This is a genomic window from Streptomyces thermovulgaris, from assembly GCF_002155915.1.
GTDB lineage: Bacteria > Actinomycetota > Actinomycetes > Streptomycetales > Streptomycetaceae > Streptomyces > Streptomyces thermovulgaris.
In genome coordinates, this window is the sequence record NZ_MUME01000073.1 from 16,137 (window position 1) to 37,629 (window position 21,493).

17 protein-coding genes are annotated in these 21,493 nt (G+C 70.3%); 10 read left to right on the plus strand and 7 right to left on the minus strand.

Going from position 1 to position 21,493, the window contains the following annotated elements; translation table 11 throughout:
* The first annotated feature begins 66 nt into the window (after positions 1-66).
* Entirely contained in the window at positions 67-927 is an 861-nt protein-coding gene (mltG, locus tag CCN35_RS07960) for an endolytic transglycosylase MltG (protein ID WP_067392157.1), read from the plus strand.
* A 16-nt stretch (positions 928-943) separates the two neighbouring features.
* Here the strand turns inward: mltG and CCN35_RS07965 are convergent, their stop codons facing one another.
* Positions 944-2,026, minus strand: coding sequence for an NAD(P)-binding domain-containing protein (locus CCN35_RS07965; RefSeq protein ID WP_067392154.1), 1,083 nt, complete (start codon positions 2,024-2,026; stop codon positions 944-946).
* 68 nt (positions 2,027-2,094) lie between these two features.
* On the opposite strand from CCN35_RS07965, the gene CCN35_RS07970 reads away from it, so the two are divergent.
* Entirely contained in the window at positions 2,095-2,517 is a 423-nt protein-coding gene (locus CCN35_RS07970) for a secondary thiamine-phosphate synthase enzyme YjbQ (RefSeq protein WP_067392151.1), read from the plus strand.
* Positions 2,518-3,176: 659 nt separating this feature from the next.
* Here CCN35_RS07970 and CCN35_RS07975 read toward each other — a convergent pair.
* Together CCN35_RS07975 and CCN35_RS07980 are read right to left on the minus strand one after the other, a co-directional pair.
* A complete protein-coding gene (locus CCN35_RS07975; RefSeq protein ID WP_245863062.1) occupies positions 3,177-3,767 on the minus strand; it encodes a hypothetical protein in 591 nt (196 codons plus the stop codon).
* 65 nt (positions 3,768-3,832) lie between these two features.
* Entirely contained in the window at positions 3,833-4,177 is a 345-nt protein-coding gene (locus CCN35_RS07980) for a hypothetical protein (protein ID WP_143631415.1), read from the minus strand.
* A 506-nt stretch (positions 4,178-4,683) separates the two neighbouring features.
* On the opposite strand from CCN35_RS07980, the gene CCN35_RS07985 reads away from it, so the two are divergent.
* The 3 genes from CCN35_RS07985 to CCN35_RS07995 are packed head-to-tail and all read left to right on the plus strand — an operon-like array spanning position 4,684 to position 9,322.
* Positions 4,684-7,959 carry a CHAT domain-containing protein gene (locus CCN35_RS07985; protein WP_158100382.1) on the plus strand — a complete coding sequence of 1,092 codons (3,276 nt, stop codon included), beginning with the start codon at positions 4,684-4,686 and terminating at the stop codon, positions 7,957-7,959.
* Positions 7,956-8,654, plus strand: a complete 699-nt coding sequence (locus CCN35_RS07990) for a hypothetical protein (RefSeq protein ID WP_086791983.1) — start codon at positions 7,956-7,958, stop codon at positions 8,652-8,654. Before CCN35_RS07985 ends, CCN35_RS07990 begins: the two co-directional genes overlap by 4 nt.
* Positions 8,654-9,322, plus strand: a complete 669-nt coding sequence (locus CCN35_RS07995; protein ID WP_086791985.1) for an RES family NAD+ phosphorylase — start codon at positions 8,654-8,656, stop codon at positions 9,320-9,322. Before CCN35_RS07990 ends, CCN35_RS07995 begins: the two co-directional genes overlap by 1 nt.
* 42 nt (positions 9,323-9,364) lie before the next feature.
* Here the strand turns inward: CCN35_RS07995 and CCN35_RS08000 are convergent, their stop codons facing one another.
* From CCN35_RS08000 to CCN35_RS08010, 3 genes are all read right to left on the minus strand, one after another.
* Entirely contained in the window at positions 9,365-10,771 is a 1,407-nt protein-coding gene (locus tag CCN35_RS08000; protein ID WP_086791987.1) for a coiled-coil domain-containing protein, read from the minus strand.
* 118 nt (positions 10,772-10,889) lie between these two features.
* Positions 10,890-11,624 (minus strand): hypothetical protein, encoded by a 735-nt coding sequence (locus CCN35_RS08005; protein ID WP_086791989.1) that lies wholly within the window; start codon positions 11,622-11,624, stop codon positions 10,890-10,892.
* A 26-nt stretch (positions 11,625-11,650) separates the two neighbouring features.
* A complete protein-coding gene (locus CCN35_RS08010) occupies positions 11,651-12,259 on the minus strand; it encodes a hypothetical protein (protein WP_211285498.1) in 609 nt (202 codons plus the stop codon).
* 342 nt (positions 12,260-12,601) lie between these two features.
* On the opposite strand from CCN35_RS08010, the gene CCN35_RS08015 reads away from it, so the two are divergent.
* Positions 12,602-13,282 (plus strand): 4Fe-4S single cluster domain-containing protein, encoded by a 681-nt coding sequence (locus tag CCN35_RS08015; protein WP_086791994.1) that lies wholly within the window; start codon positions 12,602-12,604, stop codon positions 13,280-13,282.
* On the opposite strand, the gene CCN35_RS08020 is transcribed toward CCN35_RS08015, so the two are convergent.
* A complete protein-coding gene (locus tag CCN35_RS08020) occupies positions 13,257-14,393 on the minus strand; it encodes a macro domain-containing protein (RefSeq protein ID WP_245863063.1) in 1,137 nt (378 codons plus the stop codon). The two genes, CCN35_RS08015 and CCN35_RS08020, sit on opposite strands and share 26 nt — an antisense overlap.
* 210 nt (positions 14,394-14,603) lie before the next feature.
* Between CCN35_RS08020 and CCN35_RS08025 the strand changes: the two genes are divergently transcribed.
* The 4 genes from CCN35_RS08025 (at position 14,604) to CCN35_RS08040 (ending at position 21,048) form a co-directional block, all read left to right on the plus strand.
* The gene (locus CCN35_RS08025) at positions 14,604-16,895 is read left to right on the plus strand and encodes a serine/threonine protein kinase (RefSeq protein WP_158100383.1); all 2,292 of its coding nucleotides are present in this window, start codon (positions 14,604-14,606) and stop codon (positions 16,893-16,895) included.
* On the plus strand, positions 16,892-18,490 hold the full coding sequence (locus CCN35_RS08030; RefSeq protein WP_143631418.1) for a hypothetical protein: 1,599 nt from the start codon (positions 16,892-16,894) through the stop codon (positions 18,488-18,490). Before CCN35_RS08025 ends, CCN35_RS08030 begins: the two co-directional genes overlap by 4 nt.
* Positions 18,491-18,522: 32 nt before the next feature.
* Complete coding sequence (locus tag CCN35_RS08035; RefSeq protein ID WP_086792002.1) at positions 18,523-20,493, plus strand: AAA family ATPase; 1,971 nt, start codon at positions 18,523-18,525, stop codon at positions 20,491-20,493.
* 63 nt (positions 20,494-20,556) lie between these two features.
* Positions 20,557-21,048: an FHA domain-containing protein gene (locus CCN35_RS08040; RefSeq protein ID WP_245863064.1), complete on the plus strand. Its 492-nt coding sequence runs from the start codon at positions 20,557-20,559 to the stop codon at positions 21,046-21,048.
* The last annotated feature ends 445 nt before the right edge of the window (positions 21,049-21,493 follow it).

Consider the following 21,493-nt stretch of genomic DNA (forward strand, 5'->3'; position numbering starts at 1 on the left):
GACAGACCGGACCGACAGGCTGAAGATATGCCAGGTTTATGACGGTATGCGGGTTACCGTGCCCGCATGCAGACGAACACTCCGCCACGGAGCACGATCCGACTGACGCGCCGGGGCCGGCTGGCCCTGGTCGTGTCCGGGGCCGTCCTGGCCGGCACCGCCGTGGTGGTGCCGCTGCTGACCCTGGACAGCGACACTGCCGGCGGCGGGCCGGCACGTCCCCGCACCCTGGTGATCCCCGAGGGCTGGCGGGCCGGCCAGGTCTACGCCGCCATCGACAAGGCCCTCGCCCTGCCCCCCGGCACCACCAAGCAGTCGCTCGCCAAGGCCGAGCTCAAGCTGCCGGCCGCCGCCGGGGGAAACCCGGAGGGCTACCTCTTCCCGTCGACGTATCCCGTCGACGACAAGACCACCCCGCAGTCCCTGCTGGCCGCCATGGTCGAGAAGGCGGACAAGAAGTTCAACGCGGCCCCGGTCGCCGCCGGGGCGCAGCGCACCTCCATGAACACGTACCAGGCGGTCACCATCGCCAGCATCGTCCAGGCCGAGTCCGCCACGAAGGCCGACATGGCGAAGGTGGCACGAGTCGTCCTCAACCGGCTGGAGCGCGGCATGCCGCTGCAGATGGACTCCATCCTCAACTACGGCCTCGGCCGCACCGCCGCGGCCCGGGTGAACGCGAACGACATCCAGGTGGACAACCCGTACAACTCCTATCAGCGCATGGGGCTGCCGCCGACGCCCATCGACAACCCCGGCGAGGACGCCCTGCGCGCCGTGATGAACCCCGCACCGGGCGACTGGCTGTACTTCGTCATGGTCAAACCGGGCGACACGCGCTTCACCGCCGACTACGCCGAGCACCAGCGCAATCTCGCCGAGGCCGCCGCCCACCGGCAGAGCCGCAGCCCGCAGTCGGCGACGTGAGCCGGGCCGCGGCGCCTCATGCCGCGACGGCCGGTTCCTCCCCGGCCAGCAGGCGCCTGATCTCCCGGACGGCCGCGCGCCCGGCCCGGTTGGCGCCCACGGTGCTCGCCGAAGGGCCGTAGCCGACCAGGTGGATGCGGGGATCGGCGACCGCCCGTGTGCCGTCCATGCGGATGCCGCCGCCCGGCTCGCGCAGCCCGAGCGGCGCCAGATGGGCGAGCACCGCCCTGAACCCGGTCGCCCACAGGATGACGTCGGCCGTCACATGCCGGCCGTCCGCCCACCGCACACCGTCCGGTGTGATCCGCTCGAACATCGGCCACCGGTCCAGGACCCCGTCCTTCAGGCCCCGGCGGACGGCGTCGGTCAGCGGCAGGCCCGTCACCGAGACGACGCTCCTGGGCGGCAGCCCCCGCCGCACCCGCTCCTCGACGAGCGCGACCGCGGCCCGGCGGGCGTTCTCGTCGAACGGCTCCTCACGGAAGACCGGCGGGTGCCGGGTCACCCAGGTGGTGGCGGCCGCGTACGGGGCGATCTCCAGCAGGTGCTGGGTGCCGGAGGCCCCGCCGCCCACCACGACCACCCGCCGTCCGGCGAACTCCTCGGGCCCGGTGTACTGCGCGGTGTGCAACTGCCGCCCGCGGAAGGTCTCCTGACCCGGGTACCGCGGCCAGAACGGCCGCTCCCAGGTGCCGGTCGCATTGATCAGCGCCCGTGCCGTCCAGGTGCCCTCGGAGGTCTCGACGCGCAGCCGTCCGCCGGGGCCGTCCAGGACCGCCCGTACGTCCACCGGCCGCCGCACCCGCAGATCGAAGGCGCGTTCGTAGGCGGCGAAGTACTCGGGGATGACCTCCGACGAGGGCCGCGCGGGATCGGCGCCGGTCAGCTTCATCCCCGGCAGCGCGTGCATGCCGTGCAGCTTGCCGTACGTCAGCGTCGGCCACCGGAACTGCCAGGCCCCGCCCGGGCCGGGGGAGTGGTCGAACACGACGAAGCCGCGGTCCGGTGCGAATCCGGCGCGCCGCAGGTGATGGGCGGCGGACAGCCCCGCCTGGCCCGCGCCCACGACGACCACGTCGACCTCGCGTGTTCTGTCCATGCCCGTGTCAACCGTGCCGCGGGCGCGGATCTTCCCGATCCCCCTCGAGATCGACAAGGATGGGGGACATGCCCACAGCTTTCACCACCCGAGTTCTGCAGGTGACCTCCGGTTCCCGGGAGGCGGTCGTCGACCTCACCCGTGACTGCGAGGCCTTTCTCGAGGAGACCGCGGAGGGCCGCGACGGCCTGCTGAACCTGTTCGTGCCGCACGCGACCGCGGGTGTCGCGATCATCGAGACCGGCGCCGGCAGCGACGAGGACCTCCTCGCCGCCCTGCACACCCTGCTGCCCGCCGACGACCGCTGGCAGCACCGCCACGGCAGCCCCGGCCACGGCCGCGACCACGTCCTGCCGGCCTTCGTGCCGCCGCACGCGACCATCCCGGTCCTCGGCGGCCGGATGGCCCTGGGCACCTGGCAGTCGGTGTGCCTGGTCGACACCAACAAGGACAACCCCGAACGCCGGGTCCGGCTGAGCTTCCTGGCCTGACAGGAATTCCTGAACGTGATCGAACAGTCCCACGGCGGACGGGACACGCCCGCTCGGCGTGCGGCGGCTGTCCCGGGTGAAACCGGCCACGTCTCTGTGAGGAGATGCGGACCGGGGGTGCACAGGACTTTTAAGAAAGCGGTACCAACCGGAGGCCGTTCGGCACACGCCACTCGGGCTGTGCCTGTCCGCTCACGGGAGTCTCCTGTGCGGACAGTGCCGCGACCGGCTGTACCTCCGGACTTCGAAGGAGGCATCTTCGCGCTGCACCTGTAGCGCACGGAACAAGGGATGGTTCCACGCCTTGCACTGCCGTCCCGCACCGCTCATCCGAGCCCGTCTTCTCGACACCCGCGTCGGGGAACGGTTCCTGCGGGAGTTCGGCGACGGCTTGATCCGCCAATTGATCTGCCGAACGGTGCATGACCCGAAACGGCATCCCCGAGCGCATCGCCGGGACGAAGGCCGGGCGCGAGCGGTACGCCGCTCTGGGACGCGAGCCGACCGTCCCAAAGAGGGAACCCCGATCGGCCGCCGGGCATGGCCCGTGGCCGATCGGTGAGACCTATGCGGGCCGGTGGTTCAGTGCGCCGGACAACAGGTCCGCGAGGAGGTTCTGACCGGCTTCGGCATCCGGCCGGTCCGGTCCGGACCGGCCGTCAGCCCTCCGACGGTGCCGCCATGGGACATGTCTCCACTGCGGAGAGCCCCGTGATGTCGGACAGACGAATGCGTACCTCGCCCGTTTTCGTCTTGAGCACCACCACCCCGTTCTCGGTGCGCCGGGCCTCGCCGCACTCGGTTCCCGACGAGGTCCTCACCAGCAGCCGCGGCTTCTCCTTGCCCGGCCCGTACCAGGTGAGCGCCACTCCCGCGACAAGCATGGCGGCGCACATCATGGTCAGCACCACCCCCCGGCGCAGCGACCCCACGGCCCGCATCGTCTCCAGATGGTCCGCCGCGTACAGCGCTCCGGCAGTACCCCCTGCCTCCGGCACCATCGGCAACGTGGCCGGCGCACCGTTCGCCGCACGCAGGAGAAACAGCGCGCCCGCCGTGCCGCACACGAGGGAGAGCAGCAGCAGCCCGCCCACCACTGCACCGTACGGAGGGGCCAGCTTGTCCACATCGGTACGGCCCTTGATCAGCCCGAAGCTCAGCAGCCCGACGAACAGCCCGGCGAGTCCGTTACGCCACGCCAGCGCCGCCTCCCGCACCCGGGGCAGCTCCTCGGCCAGCATCTGCCGCATACGGCGGGCTGTCTCCCGGTCCGCCGAAGTCGCCGGGGGACCCGGAGAGACCCGAGGACAGGACGTCACACCTGCTCCAGCAGCACGTTCCAGTAGGCGCCGCATCCCTCTTCACCGTCCGGACGCCCGGGATGGTCGGTGCTGCAGGTGCATATCACCGGGATCCGCTGCTCACGAAGCCCACGGCGGGGCCGCCGAAAACTGCGGTGGGTGTACAGGTAGGTGCAGGCGCAGCCGCACCGGGGGCACCGTCCGCTGAGGACCACCGACTCGTCGTCCACGGACAGGATCCGCAGACCGGTCGTGTACTCGCCCGCATAACGTTCCTCGGTCGTCTCGTGGTACGGCACCGGCGCACTGGTGTCCGGCTCTTCACGGCCCGTCAGGTCCGGTGGCCTCTCCTCGGGCATGTCCGCCTCCTCCGTCCGGCCCAGCCGGGGCTCCAGCATGCCCGCTGTGCCACCGGGGCTCCATGCGGTGCCCGAAACCTCCCCCCTCCTGCCCGGAACACGCTCAGATATGGACCGGTTGCAAGCCCGGCCGGTCCGACGCCGGGCGAAATCCGGGCGGATTCCGGGCGGTTTCCCGGACTGCCGTGCACTCACCCGCACCGGGGTGCAGGGGTGGGCATGATGACAGGGGGGAGGAATGACGCATGAGTGATACCGGCACCGCATTCCCGGCCGACCGGGCCGAAGCCATCCTGGCTCGGACGGCTCACTGTTCGGTCCCGTACGAACCTGAGGTCTATCAGGGTGTCCGGGGGCCTGAACTGGATCAGGAGATCGATGAGCTGCGTGCTCTCCTGGGCGAGGAGCCCGAGGCCGCCACCGGGGCCCGGATACAGGCTCGCCTCGGGACGCTCCTCGGCATCCGAGGCGTTCTCGCCGGAGCGCCAAAGGATCGTGAGGCAGCCATGTCCCTGCTGGAGACAGCCAGGGTCTCACCGTGGCTGTCCGACGAGGAGCGTTCGGCCGCGCTGCGGAACCTGATCCTGGTCCTGGCGTACCGTGTCGTTCCGATTGCGAAGCTGTGCGAAGGGGAACGACTGACCCTGGAAACCCTCACCACGCTGAACGCGATCGGTACCCCAAGGAGCCATGGAGGCCCTGGCGTCGTGGAGGATGCCGCGCGGCTCATCCGGCTGGTTTCCGAGGCCGGCATCCTCGACCGGCTTCCGGTCCCGGTCCCGGGAGACGACCTGCTGCGGCTCGCTGAAGTCATGGAAGCCGTATCGACGGGGGACTTCTCCTCGCTGGCCGAGACGGCGGAACGGCTGCAGCGAAGCTCAAGCCCGCTGCCCGGACCGCTGCGCGGAGTACTGGATGCGTCGGTACAACTGATGAGCACCTCCATCGCCCGTCCTCCGGCCGACGGGCCCGGTGATCCGGGTGCGCCCATGGACACCGACACCATGCTGCAATTCCTGGCGATGGTCTCGTTGCTGGCCCCCGATTCCTTCGACGAGCAAGAACGCGAGAAGATCCTCGGACGGCTCTCCCTGGGCGACTCCCCGCAGTCGTCACGCATGGTTTCCGTCATGCTCCACATGGCGACCGGGATGCGCACCCGGGACCGCGACCGGTTCCGCACCGCCCTGCGGCTCCTGCAGGAAGCCGCCAAGTCCGGGGAACTGGACAGCCCGAGGGAGGCCGAATGGCTGCACGCCACCATGGCGGTCCTGCTGATGGTGGCGAGCATGACGGGCGGCAGTCTCCTGGACGAGGAAGCGGGTACAGCCCTCCTGGAGAGCTTCACCCCCGACTCTTCCTCCATCGACCCCCATCTGGTCGGGATGCGGGTGTGCACCGCCTGCCTGAGGTTCAGAATGCGCCTGACCGCTGCGCAGGAGCGCCGGGACGTCGCTGCGGTGGACTCTCTCATCGAAGAGATACTGGAACTCGACTACGACGTCCCCGGAGTGGACAGCTGGGTGGGCGCCTTCGTCTCCTACGTCCTGGGGACGGCCCACCTCACCCGCGCGTTCCTCACCCATGAGCTGAGCGACATCCGCAAGGCCGTCGTCCACCTCGAGGAAGCACTGGAAGTTCCCCAGAACATTCCCGTTTTCAGTGCTCTCCTGGATGCCTCCTGGGCTCCGCTGCTCACCCTGACCGCTCTTCTCGAGTCCGACCCCGACCTCATCACCGAGGGCGTCCGACGCACTCGGGCCGTCCTCGGGCGTCCTCACCTCACCTTCAACTTCGAGGCCAAGGTCCGCGAGGCAGTGGCGACCGCGCTCGCCGCCCTGCACCGCATCACCGGTGACATGGGCGCGCTCGACGAGGCCGTCGTGGAACTCGAGCACGCACGTAAAACGCTTCCTCCCGAGGGGACCCCCGACAGCGCCGCCCTGCACTGGGACCTCGCCACGTTGCGCGCCACCCGCGCCGCCACCCGTCCCGGTACGCCGGAGGAAACGGAGGACCTGCTGGCCGCCGTGACCGCCGCGCGTGACTCGCTCCGCGCCGCGGCCGACGACGTCCTGCTGCAACTCGGTGTACGGCACGGCTTGCGCGTGGCGCGGAAAGGAGCCGACCGCGGCCGCACCGCGGCCTCCTGGGCGCTGCGTGTCGGCCGGGTCGACGAGGCGATCGCCTGCCTGGAGGCCGGGCGTTCCCTCGTCCTGAGCGCCGCTGCCGAGTCCAGGAGCGTCGCCGACCGGCTCGAGGCCCTCGGCGCCGCCGACCTTGCCGCGCACTGGCGCGAGGCCGCGCCGACGTCACCGCTCTTACCGCAGGAGGCGTCCGCGTCGCCCGCAGATCTCCTGTCCGCGATGATCGGCGGTGACTCCGGACTCCCCGGCGACCTGCGCCGGCGGGCCCTGGACCTGCTACGCGGACAGGAGGAGCCGGCCGACGAGTCCCCGGCCGAGACGGCCGCTGCGCTGCGCACCGGCGTGGCTCGGGCTGGGGTGGACGCACTCGTCTACCTGCTTCCCGGAACCGCCGCCGAGGATGGCGCGGTCCTGATGGTGACCCCTGACGGGCCCGCCCGGGCCGTGCCCCTGGCCGCGCTCTCCGAGGAGGGGCGCGTGCCCGTCGTCGAATTCCTCAAGGCTCGTACGGAACGTCAGCAGCTGATCGAGGCGCCGTTCGACGCCGTGTCGCCCCAGGAGCGGCGGCGTGCCGAGAGGCGCTGGCGCGAAGCATTCGACCAGCTGTGCGCATGGGCGGGCGGCGTACTGGCGCCCGTGCTGGAGACTCTCGGCCTCTGGGAACGGGCCCTGGCCGAATCGGGACTGCTCCCGGGGCCGAAGGGCAGCGGGCCGGCACCCGAGCCGGTGCGGTTGGTTCTGGTCCCCTGCGGCGACCTGGGCGTGGTGCCCTGGCCGGCGGCCGTCCTGCACCCCCCGGCAGGGCAGCAGGGCCCGGAGTCGGTGCGTGCCTGCGAGATCGCGGTGATCTCGCATGCCGCCTCGGGCCGTGAGTTCCTCCGGGCCTCGTCCCGGGCCCGCATGCATCCGCAGGAGCGACCCGCGCTGGTCTACCACGGCGACGACCAACTGGAGTGGGCCGAAGACGAGGTCGAGCGTCTGCGGGAGGTGTACTACCCCGGCGCGGAGTACTACTCCGACGACGAGGACACCGCGGACGCGCCGGCCACACCCATGACCGTCCTGTCCCTGCTCGGAGGCCGGGCCGAGGCCCCCGCCTCCCTGCTCCATCTCTCCTGTCACGGCATCGCCGGCCCGGACCCCACCACGTCGGCCCTTGTCCTGGCGCCCTCGGCGGAGGCGGACGGGGCGGAGGAGACGGACCAGCAGCTCACCCTCACCAGCCTGCTGGAGACCCCGCACGACGGTGAGGCCTACCGGTCGCGCGGTCCCCTGGTGGTGTGCGGCGCCTGTGAGACGGACCTCACCACCAGCGACCACGACGAGGCTCTCACCGTCACCTCGGTCCTGGTCCACCGGCTTGCGGCCGACGCGATCGGCGCCCGCTGGCTGGTGGACGACGACGAATCCGAGATCCTGATGCTGGTGCTGCACGACCGGGTCGCCGCCGGCATGGCGCCACCGGACGCGCTGCGCGCCGCCCAGTGCTGGATGCTCACCGAGCCCGACCGCAGATTCCCGGTCCGGGCTCTGGAGAAGGTCCCGGTCCGCCGCTGGCACAAGGAATTCCGGGACACGGACACCTGGGCCGCTTTCGTCCACCACGGCAATCCGTCAGGAGGAACCAGGCCGTGACTCCGGAGGAACTGCTCACACTGCTGCAGACCCATCACCAGTCCGTGGCCGCCGGACTCCAGGAGGACGAACGGGAGGAGATCGCCACCGCGCTGCGCGAACTGCGCGACGCGGTTGCCGACGGCCGGGCCTCCCGGGGCGCCCGCGCCATACGCCGCCTGCGCCGGGCGCTCTCCTCCCTTCCGTCTGAACACCCGGTGTCCCGGGCTCTGGGGGGTCACCGGTACGCGGGCAGCAGCTCCCGAGGGCGCGAACTGCCGCCCGCCGCCGCGGTCGACACACTGCTGAGTCTGTTCGAGGGTCCGCTGCCGGATCCGGATCCGGCAGCGGACCCCGACCCCGAGCGGCTGCTGCGGCAGGCCAGGGAGCGCCTGCTCGCCACCCCCGTCCTCACGGAGCGGGAGCACGCCGAACTTCTCGCCGGGGGGCAGGCCGGCACCGGCCTGATCCGGCTGAGTGATCCCCGGTCCGGCCCGCGTTACCCTCGCTTTCAGTTCAGGCCCGGCACGCTCGAGCCCTTTCCCGTCGTCCTGCGCATCAACGAACTCCTGCGCGCCGATGTGGATCCCTGGGGAGCCGCCGACTGGTGGCTGGGCGGGAACAGCTGGCTGCAGGGCGTCCCGGCGGAACTCCTTGGCACCCTGCCCGACGAGGAACTCGAACTCGCCGCTGCCGAACTGGTGGAGGCCGACTGATGGCACTTCAGGTTCCGCCCGACGGCGTCCCCATGGAACCGATCCTCACGGTGTTTCCGGCCGGCACCCTCATCTGGCGCCTGCACAGCAACCGATACGGTCCCACCGAGTTCAACTCCCGTCTTGCTCACGGCTACTTCAAGGGAAACCGGTTCGACGCCATGGAGCCGGACGGATATCCGTACCTCTACGCGGCCCTCGAGCCAGTGGCCGCCCTGGCCGAAGTCTTCCTGCGCTCCAGGGAGTTCGAAAGCCGCACCGCGATTCGAATGATCCCCTGGGCGCAGGCGTCCCGCTATCGTCTCTCCGCCGTACGCACCACGGTCGATCTCGCCCTCGTGGACCTCACCACGGCCGAAGGGCTGGCTGCCGTGTGGCAGGACGAGTGGCTGGTGGACTGCGAGGAGCGCGAGTACGACAAGACCCGCTACTGGGTGCAGTTGATTCGCAAGCACAGCACCGCCGCCCAGGGCCTGTACTGGACCTCCAAGCGCTGCCGTCCCCGCAGAGCCCTGCAGTTCTTCGGCGACCGCTGCGGGCCCGAGCCGCTGGCCCGGACCCCCGAGGAGGTCTACCGTCTGGACTCGGCCGCCGACCTCAAGGAGGTCAACCGGATGCTGAGTCCGCTGCGTGCGGTGATCTCCACGCCGGAGAACCACGAGAACTGACGGGCACGCCGACCGCCGCNNGCGGCGGTCGGCGTGCCCGTCTCAGCGGGCCGGTTCGTGCCGGGTCGCCGGCAGCAGCGGCCACTGTTCGGACAGCCGCATGGCGGCCTCGGTCACTGCAGGGTCCGCCGCCGCCATGCTGACCCCGTCGAGGTAGGCGTGCGCCGCCGCTTCGTGGAGATCGCGGACGGCCCGGGTGCGGTCCTCGGTCGCGGCCCTGCGGTCCTCCCGCCGGGCGTCGGACGTCTCCGCGATCACGTGCGCCCGCTCTGCTTCCGCCGCACTGCGTTCACGTCGGCGCAGCAGCTCCGCGCGCTTCTCCACCGCCGCGCGGTACGCGTTCAGGTGAGGGTGTTCCTTGCACAGCGCCAGCAGGAAGCCGAGCCCGCCGGAAAGCAGCAACAGGGCGCAGAACAGCCAGACGACGGTCTGCGGAGCCAGGTCCAGCCGGTCGATCAGACGGGTGACCTCCGCACCGTCACCGGCGCCCGCGAAATCCCCGGCGGTCTCCGAGACCTCCTCGTCGGATCCCTCCTCGCTCTGCATCACGTACCGGGCGCGGATCACGCCGAGCACTCCGGCCAGCACACCCCACACGGCCAGCAGCACCAGGGCCGGAACCCAGGCTTGACGGACCGCTCCGGTCTCCGGACGCCGCCGCAGTACATGGCCTGCGAGGTGCGGCAGGATCACCATCAGGACCGCGGTGGAGACGGCGAGCATGCCGGTCTGGGCGTCTGCGCTGATATTGCCGATACCGTGGAACGGCTGGTAGGCCACCCAGTAAATGGGAATTTCGACGGCGAGGATCACCAGGAGGAGGCTCGTCGTCATCCAGCCGGGCATCCCGGGCCGCTTGTGGAGTCCCTCCCAGACCCGAGCCAGGCCCATCCGGTCCGCTGTTCCGGAGGTCTCGGGCACCGGGGGCCGCTGCGGAGGCTCGGGCGTGCGGGGTACCGTCACCCAGTCGCGGTCGCCGTTCTCCTCGGCACTCGCGCTGTCGCCGGGGTCCCGGGGCTGCGGGACCTGCGGGGGGAGATCACGGAAGCGGGCCCGGAGCCATCTCTCCTCCAGGCGTTCGCGGAGGGAGTCACGGAAGCGGTTCCAGCGACTGGCGCGCATCGCCAGCAGGTCCAACTGCCGTGTGGTGGTGGCGATCTGCTGCTCGATCTCGGCCAGGCGGCGATCGATCAGCTCCGTTTCCCGCCGCAGCCGCTCGGCCTCGGCCAGGGCGTGTGCGTCGTCGAACTTCGCCTGCTCCTCGGCGCGGTGGGCCTGTTCGTCGATCTCCCGGATCTTCCGGTCCCGCAAGGAGGCCAGTTCGGCGAAGTACGGGACTCGGTCGTTGCTCTGGAGGATCAGCGGGTCCAGCACCCCACGCTTCGCGGCCTTGCGGCCACGTCGCCGGGATGCCTCCAGGAACTTCTGCTCCGTGCGATTGTCGAGCACCAGCGGTCTGCCGGCCTGCGGGGCCGGCGGGATGCCGCGGGCCCTTGGGACGCGCTCCCCGGTCCGGCGCCCGGGGGTGGGCAAGGACGGCAGACGCCGCCGCCTCGGGCGGGGCGGCTCACTCGTAGGTGTTGTGGACACGGGCCTCGGCCCTCCCTTCGAGAACCTCCGTCCAGAAGGCCCTGAAGTTCTCGGCCTCACTGGGACGGGCGTCGTACTGCATACCGAGGCCGACCGGATAGACGTCCATGCCCTTGATGCCGGGAAGGCCCCGTTCCTTCACCAAGGAGTCGATGACCTTCTTCCGCTGCTCCCGGCTGGAGAGGTCGGCCCGGGAGAGCGTGAACTCCGGGTCGGCTTGCGCGAAGTCACTCACCACCAGCAGCTTGGCCCTGGGACCGTCCGGGGGCATTGCCTCGCCGATGCGGTCGAGTGCCCCCCACACGTCGGAGCCGCCTTGTGTGCGCGCGCACTCGAGCTCCTCCATGGAGCGCGCGGCCGCCGTCAGCCGGGCCTTTCGCCGCTGGCTCTCCTGGTCGACGTTTTTCCTGTACGGCGGATCGAGGTCGACTTCCTCCACCCGGCAGGAGGAGCTCTGCGAGGAACGGGTGATGGGAGCGAACTTGACGGTGCCGCATTCCTCCTTCTTGAGGAATTTCAGCAGGGTGCTCTTCAGCTTCGCCTCCGCGTCGAAGCCCTTCTCCGTCGCGTCGCCGGATCCGGAGCCGTCGACGACGACGCCGCAGGGCGTAGTGAGGGGGTCGGGCTGGGAGGTGCAGGAGACCAGAGCGGTGAGCAGCGTCGCCGCAGGAGCCAGGGCGGCCGCGCGGCGTATGCGGGACGGGCTGAGCACGGTGACCTTTCTTTTCGGTGGGGCTGTCATCCCTGGTTGATCCGGTCCGGGAAGCGGTCGGTGGCAGAGGCGGCGCTCGCGCCGACTGCCTGGCTGTCGAGGATGGCCAGCGCCTGGAGGACGGCCGGGCGGGCGGCTTCGTCCGACGGCTGCTGCCCGTACCAGCGGTCGGTGATCAGCCAGTCGTCGACCCGGTGCCAGGTGGGATCCAGCGCGATCTCACCGGGGAGCCATTCGGTGGGACGGCGCTCGTCCAGCTCATGCGCCGCGATCTCGTTCTTCCGGCGTGCCCGCTGCCAGGCGGCGTCCCAGTAGCAGGCGAGCAACTGGTTTGTCTGATCGACGAGTTCCTGAGCCATGGCGCGGTGGACGGCGGCCGCGTTGCGCCAGGAGGCGACCATCTCGCCGTAGCGTGCCAGAGCGGCGGGCGCCGGTCGGCCGCGCTTCGTGTACTGGGTGACGATCCGTACTGACTCCGACTGGATCACGGTGTTCAGCCGGCGGTTCGCCTTGAGCATGCGGGTCCGAAGCCGTGCGCTGCCGCGCTGCACCTCGGCCCGAAGGCCCAGCACATAGGGCGGCAGGGCCAGGTCGGCCGGGGCCTTGCCGGCGCGGGCTTCGATCAATACGGACAACAGGTCCGCCGCGTCCCGCCGTCCGTGGTGACGAGCGAGAGAGGCGGAGAGTAAACCGATCTTTGCTCTTCGGGCGCGGCCTGTTATGCGGCCGGAATGGTTCATGCGGAGAGACCTCCATTCCCCCACGGGGACTCCGGGGAGATCCGTGCGATGGGGAAGAGAGTAGCGGAAGGGATCCCGGATACGACGGGCGAGAAGGATCGGAATTGACCGTTCCGGCAAAGGAACCGGAAAACGACCGGAGTTCGCCCGGACATTGCCCGGCCCGTGGCATTTCCGTAATTGCGGCCGGACGGCCGCACCGCCGATACTCCTTGCCGGTGTGAGTGAGGAGGCGCGATGGACGCCAGGATCAGCGGTACGCATTTTCCTCTGGAAACCCTCGGCCCGGGACGGCGTCTCGGAATCTGGTTCCAGGGCTGTCCGCTGGCCTGCGCGGGCTGTATGTCGCGGCACACCTGGGACGTCGAAGGGGGAACGTCCGAGGAGGTCTCCGACTTGCTGAAACTGTGGGAGAAGGCACTTGAGAGGGGAGCCGGAGGGCTCACCGTGAGCGGCGGCGAGCCTCTCGAGCAGGCGGAAGCGCTGGCCGAACTGCTGGCAGGCGCCTCCCGTCTCCGGGACCGCGCCCATCCGGAGGGGGGCGCTCCTGGAGGCCGGCCCGACCTGCTCGTCTACACCGGCTACGAGCCGGAGGAGTTGACGCTCCGTCACCGGCGGGCGCTCCGGCATGCCGACGCGGTGATCACAGGCCGGTTCCGGGTGGAACTGCCGACCCGGCTGGTGTGGCGGGGCTCGGCCAACCAGCGGTTGTGGCCGCTGACGTCGACCGGAAAGGCCCGTTACGCCCCACACCTGACCAGACAGAGCGCGGGACCGCGGCTCCAGGCGGTCGTGGGCACCGGAAGCGGCCCGGGCATACGGATCTACGGGGTCCCGCTGAGAGGGGAACTGCAGGAGATGGAACGCAGGCTGAAGAAGGCCGGAGTAACGCTCAGGGGCCCGAGTTGGCGGCCTTGAGCAGCTCCGCGTGTTCCGGTTTCCGGGTCGCCAGGCGCACCGACCAGCTCGGATCCCGCCGCAGCTCCTCCTTGACCGCCCAGAGCAGCCAGCGTGCCGCTACATCGGTCGGCAGGCCGCCGCGCCCGGCGCCCAGCAGCGGGAAGCAGATGGTGGACAGCGGTAGTGAGAGTGCCGTCCGCTCCTCGCGGGCCAGCGCGAACGACGCCTGCACGGCTTCGGCGACCGTCGTGGGGGCGACATGGTAGACGTCGCCGCCTGTCGGTGTGGCCACTGCCGCGTGGTAGATGCGCCGCACTCCGTTCCGGGAAAGCGCGCCCGCCGAGGTGGCCACCACCGTGCCCGGCCGCACCGGCAGCCCTGTACGGCCGTGCGCCCGCAGCCAGAGGGCCAGTTCGCGGGCCAGGACGTCGCCCACGATCTCCCCGGAGGGATTCCGGACCGCCGCCGCCCTGCGCAGAGCGCCGGAGACCGTGGGCCGGAAGGTCTTGGACATCTCCAGGTATATGTTCTCGGACGAGACCAGAATGTCGACGTCGCGGACCAGCTCGATGGGGCTCAGCAGCACCGTGATCCGCTCCGCCACCCACCGGGGAGGAGCCGTGGTGGGGGGCGGAGCGGGCAGCGGCGGATTCGGTACGGGCGCCGACTGCGGAGCACCGGTTGCCACGGCATCGGGTTCCTTCGGCCGGCCGGCCTCCCGGGCGAGGGCGAGCATCGCCGACGCCAGTTCCTCCACTGCCGCGCGCTCCTGGCTCCTGCGGAACCGCTCGGTGCTCACGCCGTAGACAGCGGCCGCCGCCTTCCGTCGATCGGCTGCCGGGAGGCCGCGACGATGGGCGAACAGCCCGAAGCAATGGGCGGCGGCACGGGCCAGCGGATCACATCCGTCCGTGTCCAGCAGCGGACCGCCGCCCGCCAGCCGTCGCACCGCGGCACCCAGAAGCTCCTCGATGCCCTCGAGTTCGTCGTCCGGTCCGGTGCAGCATCCGGCCGCGAGCGCGACCTCGCGCAGGGCGTCCCGGGGGCAGTGGCGAAGCCGGGGAAGTCCCCGCTGTCTGAGATACCTCAGTTCGTCGACCAGCTCCTGGTGCGATGGCAAGGTGCGCATGGGGTTCATGCTAATCAGCTCATCGGAAGCCGGGAAAGAGGAAGGGGAGGCCCCTGTTCCGGAATTATAAAATTATCATACAAATCAGAAAGTCCTGCGAACGGTTGGTTCTTCGGATACGCTCCTGCACTCCCATGCCGATTTGCCTCCATGGGCCGGGTGCATTTCTTGGAAGGCCGGACGATGTCGACCAGTCGCCCCACTGAATACGTGCCTCCAGAGGAGGGCGGATTCCCTCATGCCGCTCTGTCCGACACCCGGGCGGACACCGCCTCCGTTCCGCCGGAATTGGCGGACAGATTTGTGCTGCTGAGAGTTCTCCGGCAGGCGCTGGAACCGTCCCGGGCCGTGGTGCTGCGGGTGCGCGATCTGAAAAGTCCCACGCCCGACGTGCCGCTGGTGCTCAAGTGGTACCACCGTCTGCATGCCCCCGACGAAGCGGTGAGCCGGGTGCTCCGTGAGGAAGAGGGCCCGCACCTGGAGCGCCTTCTCGAGTCCGGAAGAGCCAACGGGCACGACTACCACCTTTACCGGTCGCACGGCGAGACCCACCTCGACGACTACCAGCGGGATCACCCCGGTGAGATGGACCCGGACCAACTCGGCGAGATCGTCCGTCAGTTGCACGCCGCGGTGTCCTTCCTGCACGAGCACGAGATCGTGCACCGGGACATCACCCCGGACAACATCATGATCGAGTTCCACACGGACGTCCCCGAGGTCGTACTCATCGACTTCGGGGCGGCCGTCCACAGGCCCGACGAGAAGGTCCGGCCGTCCGACTGGCGGGGCAAGCCGCACTACCTGGCGCCGGAGGCCGGAGCACGTCACCAGACTGTCTCCGAGGCGGGTGACTGGTGGTCCGTCGGCATGGTCGTCGCCCAACTCGCCCTGGGGCGGCACCCCATGGACGAACGCGACGACGAGGCGGTGTCCTACGCGATCGCCACGCGGGACCCCGACGTCTCCGGCATCCGGGACCGGCGGATCCGCAGGCTCTGCGAGGGGCTCCTGACCCGGAACCCGGAGCACCGCTGGGGCGCCGACGAGGTGGAGGCGTGGCTGGCGGGCGAAATCCGGGACATCGCACCGCGCCATATCGCGGGGCTGCCCGGCGAACCGCCGGAGCCCGAGCTTCGCCCGTTCACCTTCGTGGGCATGCGCTTCACCCAGCGGGAAGACCTGGCCCGTGCCCTCGACCACTACCACGCCAGCGCCGACAGGATGCTGGCCGACCCCGAGAGCCGGGCCGCGCTGGTCGAATGGCTCGGCCAGTTCGAGGCCGCGGCCGTGCACGACGGCGAGCGAAGTGCTCTGGTCGCGCTGCGCGAGGAACTGCGCGACCCGCCCGACCCCGTGGTCACCATGCGTCTGATCAACTGGCTGGGCCCCCGGATCGAGGCGGCCTGCTGGGGAACGCCGCTCACCGCGCGCGGCATCCGCGAGCTGAGCCGGGCGGCTCAGCAAGGGGACGCCGGCTCGCTCCAACTGGTGAAGCATCTGAGGCGGTTCCCGGAGATCCTGGAGACCCTGGCCGTCCGCCCGGCGGGCGAAGGGCTGGACAAAGCGGCCCGGAGGTGGCAGACCCTGCGAAGCGGCTGGTCCCACCTGGTGCGGGAACTGCGCGGCGACCCCGACTTCGGCGGGCGTCGGCTGGCACGAATACTCCAGCAGACGCCCGCCCTCGACGCGAGGCTCCTGGAACTCGCCCGTGAACCCGAGCGCATGACTGCCCGGCTGTCCGCCGGGATTCGGGCGCACCAGAACGCCCTGCCGGCGGAAGTGCCCTGGTTCAACAGACTAGTGGCCGCTTCGGACGACCCGCTGTGGCTGCTGGCCGCCCACCTGCTCGTCCCGCAGGCCCGGCGGGAGGCGGAGATCCGCCACGCCCGATTCCTGGAGCAGGAGGCCGAGCGGCTGATGGAGGAGGACCAGGACGGAGTGATCGCCGTGATGCGGCGCCTGGACCGCCTGCCCACCCTGGGCTGGGCACTGATGGGCGCGACGACGCTCACGGCCCCCTGGTGCTTTGTCATCGGACTGGCCGATGTCCTCGGCCGGGCCTCCCAGGAGGCTGTCGTCATCGGCTGGCTCCTCGCTCTTCCCGCGGCAGCGGCCGTCTTCGCCGCGGAACTGCTCACCGCGGTCTACATCGGCCCGCCTGCCTACCACCCGCGCCGCTCCCTGGCCGGGCTGCTCATCCGTACCGCCGAGCGTCCCGCGTCCGTCACCCTGTCACGACGGCGCACCCTGATCGTGGCCACCGCCTTTGTGAGCCTGCTGTTTCTGCTCGGCTTCGAGGCGCTGACCGCGGTCCCATGGCTCTGGCCGGCCGTCATGACGGCGGCATCGCTGGGCTGGAGCCTGTACCGGTGCCACCGATGGCGCAGGGAGAGACGCACGCGCAGGAACCGCGCCATGGCCGTCCGGGGTGGTTTTGCCCCGACGCCGGTGACGGCCGACACCACCCGAGCGACCAGCACGACAGGAGCCGAGACATGAGCACAGGGGTGGCTTCGCCCATGGTGGACACGGTCGCGCCGACCGTGGCCTTCGCTCCGCCCCCTCCCGTCGAACCCAGCGCCCTTCCGCACACCGGGGCGGTCCACCTCGGCGACACCGCTCACGAGGCTTCCGCTCACCTGGCCGACCTGGCCGGTGAGGCGGCACACCAGGCGGCCGACGCAGCCCTCACCGCGCTCGGAGCGCTCAGCGGGGCTCTGCTGGCCGGCCGTGCCGCCCTCGCCACCACCCGCCTGCTGGCGTCCGCCGCTGTGCGTGCGGCTGAGGAACAGCGCTGCCTGGAGCGGCAGGAGGAAATCTCCGCTCTGGCCGCCGAGCAGTGGCAGAACGCCGCGTACGCCGCCGCCCGGGCGAACGCCCGCAGAACCGCCCTGCTCGCCCGTGTCTCCCGTGCTGCCCGAACGGCGCCGGACGACCCTCCGCCATGCCCCGACCTGCCTGGGCCGCTGAACCCCGTTGACACCCGACTCGGTTCCTTCCGGAGCCGGTTGGCACGCTTCGAGAAGGCGCTGGAACAAGCCGAGGCCGCGCAGGCGGCGTGGGAGGTGGCCGCGCTGACCGCCTCCCTGGACCGCATGGACGAAGGAGACGACTGGCAGGACGCCATGCGGGCCCGCCGCGACACCATGCTGCAGGCGCATATGAAGCGTCACACCGCAGTCGGCGAACAGCAGGAGGCAACTGACTCGGTGCCACCTGCCCTGCCGGTCGGCGGCGAGGCGGACAGGGCGGCTGTTCGCGAGCGGGGAGCGGACATCCTGGCCGCCCTGGACCCTCAGGCCGATCCCGCCATCGTCCGGCTGGCGACCGAAGCGGTCGGGCACGCGACCCGTCACGCGGCGGCCAACCCGCGCCGGGCCCGCATCCATCTCAGAGAGGCCCGCAAGTTCGTCGAGAGCGCCAACCGCAAGGCGCGCAAACGCCGCCATGACGAGGAACGCGCCGCCCTCCAGCTCAACTTCCTCACGATGGAACTGCCCGATGACCAGGACCTCCCAGACCGGAACCCGGAGGTGGTGGACGCTCTCCGCCGGTTCCTCGAGGAAGGTGTTCCGCTCGCCTCCCGTCAACAGGAATTGGTGGAGCGGGCGGTGGCGGAACGGCACAACGCCCTGGAAGCCCTCTACCTTCGCACGCAGTGCGCCGGCGTCATGGCCCGGCTCGCGGAGGGTACGGAGGGGGCACTCCGTATCGGCCGCACCGAGGACGGAGAAGTGGGGGTGGACTGGACCCCGGACGGCTGGGGCCCGGACCACTGGCTGAGAGCCACGCTGACCGGCGGCACCTGTCGCGTCGTCACCATGCGCGCAGACACCCCCGGAGAGCGGCTGCTCGAGGAATGGGAGTTGGACGATCTGCGATGCGCCGAGGCCCAGCAGAAGTTGGCCGAATTCCAGAAACTGGCCCGGGACGCAGGGCTCGACATGCGGTTCGAACTGGAGCGCACCCAGGGCGCTGAGCCCGGCGAGCCGCTCGAGCGGACAGACGAGGAGCCGCGCCGGGGCACCCGTGCCGACGATCGTCCCGGCCTCCGCCGCAAGACCGTGAAGGTCGGCGACGACGAACGGCGCTGAACCCACCTGTGTCCGCGATCTCGGAAGAACCCATGGAACTGAAGAAGGACGACGACCAGCTTCCGCCGTTCATCCAGGAACTGACCGGCACCCTGAGCGTGCACGCGCAGTACGTGCTGCACGGCAACATCCACGATCTGCACCTGGTGCGCAGGAGCGGCAGGGACCATGCCCGGCCCCTCCTCGAGGTGCTGTGGAACCCACTGCACAAGATGGGCTACCAGGTCCTGGTGACCTGCGACCAGATCAATGGCTTCCGCCTCGCCTACGCGAACCCCGAGGTGGAGGAGGCGGCGCGGACCCTTCTGAAGCCTCACGGATTCCCCGGCGCCAGTCCCGCGCAGCAGCAGAAGGTGATCGAGCAACTGCGGAGCATCTCCACCGGCTGGGCGGAGGAACGCCGGCAGGTCCGCACCGACCTCGTCGAACTTCCACCGCTGCGCGTGGCCCTGGTGATCCAGCACGCTTCGCGTCTGGTCCAGGACGTCACCCGGCTGAGCCCCGATGAGCGGGACTTCTTTCTCGCGTGTCTGCAACTCGCCGAACTGGCAAAACCGGTGAGGAGCACGGCGCACAAGCCCGGCCCGCGGTTCGGCCGCGACCTCTTCAACCCGGTGATCTGGCTGGCCGAGGGGGAACGGGACCTCCCCAACTGGCTGGTCTCCGGCAGTGAACGGATCCGCGCAGTGGCCGTCCCCGAACCCGACGCCGATGAACGGCGCCGGATGGCCCGCAGACTCCAGCAGTACTACCGGGAGCAGCGTGCCGGCTCCGTCCTCGTCCAGACCGGCGGAGGGGACCGGCAGGACGAGGAGGCCGTGGAGGCATTCGCCCGTGCGGCTGCGGGCATGACCCTGTCGGCCATGCAGGAGAGTGTCAACCTGGCTCTGGCCCGTGGCATCCCCTTCGGCTCCATGCCCGATGCGGTCCGCATCTACCGGCTCGGCGTGGAGAAGAACCCCTGGAGCCGCGAGGAGATCCGGCAGCGCATCCTGAAGGGCGAGGACCCGAACAACGAACACTCCATCCCCCGGCGGGTGCTGGGGCAGGACGCCGCGGTGGCGATGACCCTGGACATCCTCAAACGCGCCGCTCTCGGCCTCTCCGGTGCGCAGGCGACGAACCCCGGGCACCGCCCGCGCGGCGTGCTCTTCTTCGCGGGGCCCACCGGAACCGGAAAGACGGAACTGGCCAAGGCTGTCGCCTCCGTCCTGTTCGACAACGACCAGGCGTACCTGCGTTTCGACATGAGTGAGTTCTCCTCCGCGCACGCCGCCGACCGGCTCGTCGGAGCGCCGCCGGGCTATGTCGGCTACGAGGCGGGCGGCGAACTGACGGCCGCGGTGCGGCAGAACCCGTTCCGGGTCATCCTCTTCGACGAGATCGAGAAGGCGGACAAGGGCGTTCTCGACAAGTTCCTCCAGGTCCTGGAGGACGGCAGGCTCACCGATGGCCAGGGCGTCACCACCTACTTCAGCGAGTGCGTCCTGATCTTCACTTCCAACCTGGGCGTCCAGCGCAATGATCCGGAGACCCAGGAACGCGAGTGGGTCGTCAGTCCCGGAACGCCCTACCCCGAGCTGGAGGCGATCGTCCGGAAGAACGTCAAGGAACACTTCGAGCAGGTCATCGGTCGGCCGGAGCTGATGAACCGGATCGGCGGCAATGTTGTCGTCTTCAACTTCATCTCACAGGAAGTGGCAGAGAAGATCTTCGGTCTCCAGGTGCGGAACATCCAGCGGCAGCTGTCCTCCGAACACGACATCCACCTGGAACTCACCGATGACGCACGGGCCACTCTCCTGGGGCACTGCACCGCCGACCTGTGGACCGGCGGACGGGGCATCGGCATGGTGCTGGAGACCCACTTGATCAACCCGTTGGCCAGGGTCCTCTTCGCCGCTCCCGATCTCGCACCGGGCACGACCGTCCTGGTCTCCGATGTCAAACAGACCGCAGACGGACGGGTGGAACTCGCCGTCGACTTCAAGAAGGGAGCCTGAGTGCTGAACGAGGATTCTGAGAATCCTGACGGCCTCGACGACTGGATCTCCTTTCAGGACCCGGTGACAGGGCCTCGCAGCGGTGTCCCAGACCTTGCTCCCTGCTCCCACTGCGGCAGGCCCCTGCCGTCCGGCATCGTCGCCTGCCCGTCCTGCCACACCCGCACCGACGGCGACTCCCGGTCCACGCGGGTGCCGCTGGGGGGTGGTGAGCTGCGGCTGGTCTTCCACGGCATGGGCACATACCTCAGCCTTCCGCGAGGGACACGGATGCCGCTCGGCCGCGACAACACCTGGGCGCCGCAGGCGTCCGAGATCCTGGGAGACCAGCCCACCGTCTCCGGCCGACACGCCTGCGTGGAACACGCCGAGGACGGCACGGCCTGGCTGACCGAGGTGAAGGAGGGGAGCACCAACGGCACCCGGGTCAACGACAGGCCCGTCTGGCCGGGAGCCCGGGAGCAGCTGCGAGAGGGGGACACGGTGTGGCTGGGACCCCGGGTCAGCTTTCTGATCCGAGGGCTGGGCGCCACGCGGGGCCGTCAGCCCTGCTGAACTTCTCTCCGGTGCGGCGGCTTCCCCACGGCCTTCGCACACCTCGAGGACGGTTCTCGGCCGTGGACGCGCCCTTGGTCCCGCGACCGCTGCTGTTGCGGGCGGCATCAGGATGTTGGCCGATCGGAAGGCGGCACCGTCATCCGGGCCTTCTGGTCATTGTTTTCTTCGCTTGTGATGCGCTTGCTCACTGAGCACGCATCGTCGCCGAGTCCGCTGCGGGTCATGCGTCACCCGGGGGCGCTCACCGCCGCACGTGGCCATGGGGATCCTCGTCTCTGTGCCCGGCGGGCCCCGGCGAGGCGGGAGCCAGGACGCAAGCAGGGACTGGCTGTGAACGTGCTGGGACTGGTCGCCACGGTCACCGTTCTCTGAGTTTCCTGGCCTGAACAAGCCCCGGGCAAGCAGGGACCGACGGCCCTCGTCCTGGGGCGGGGGTCGTCGG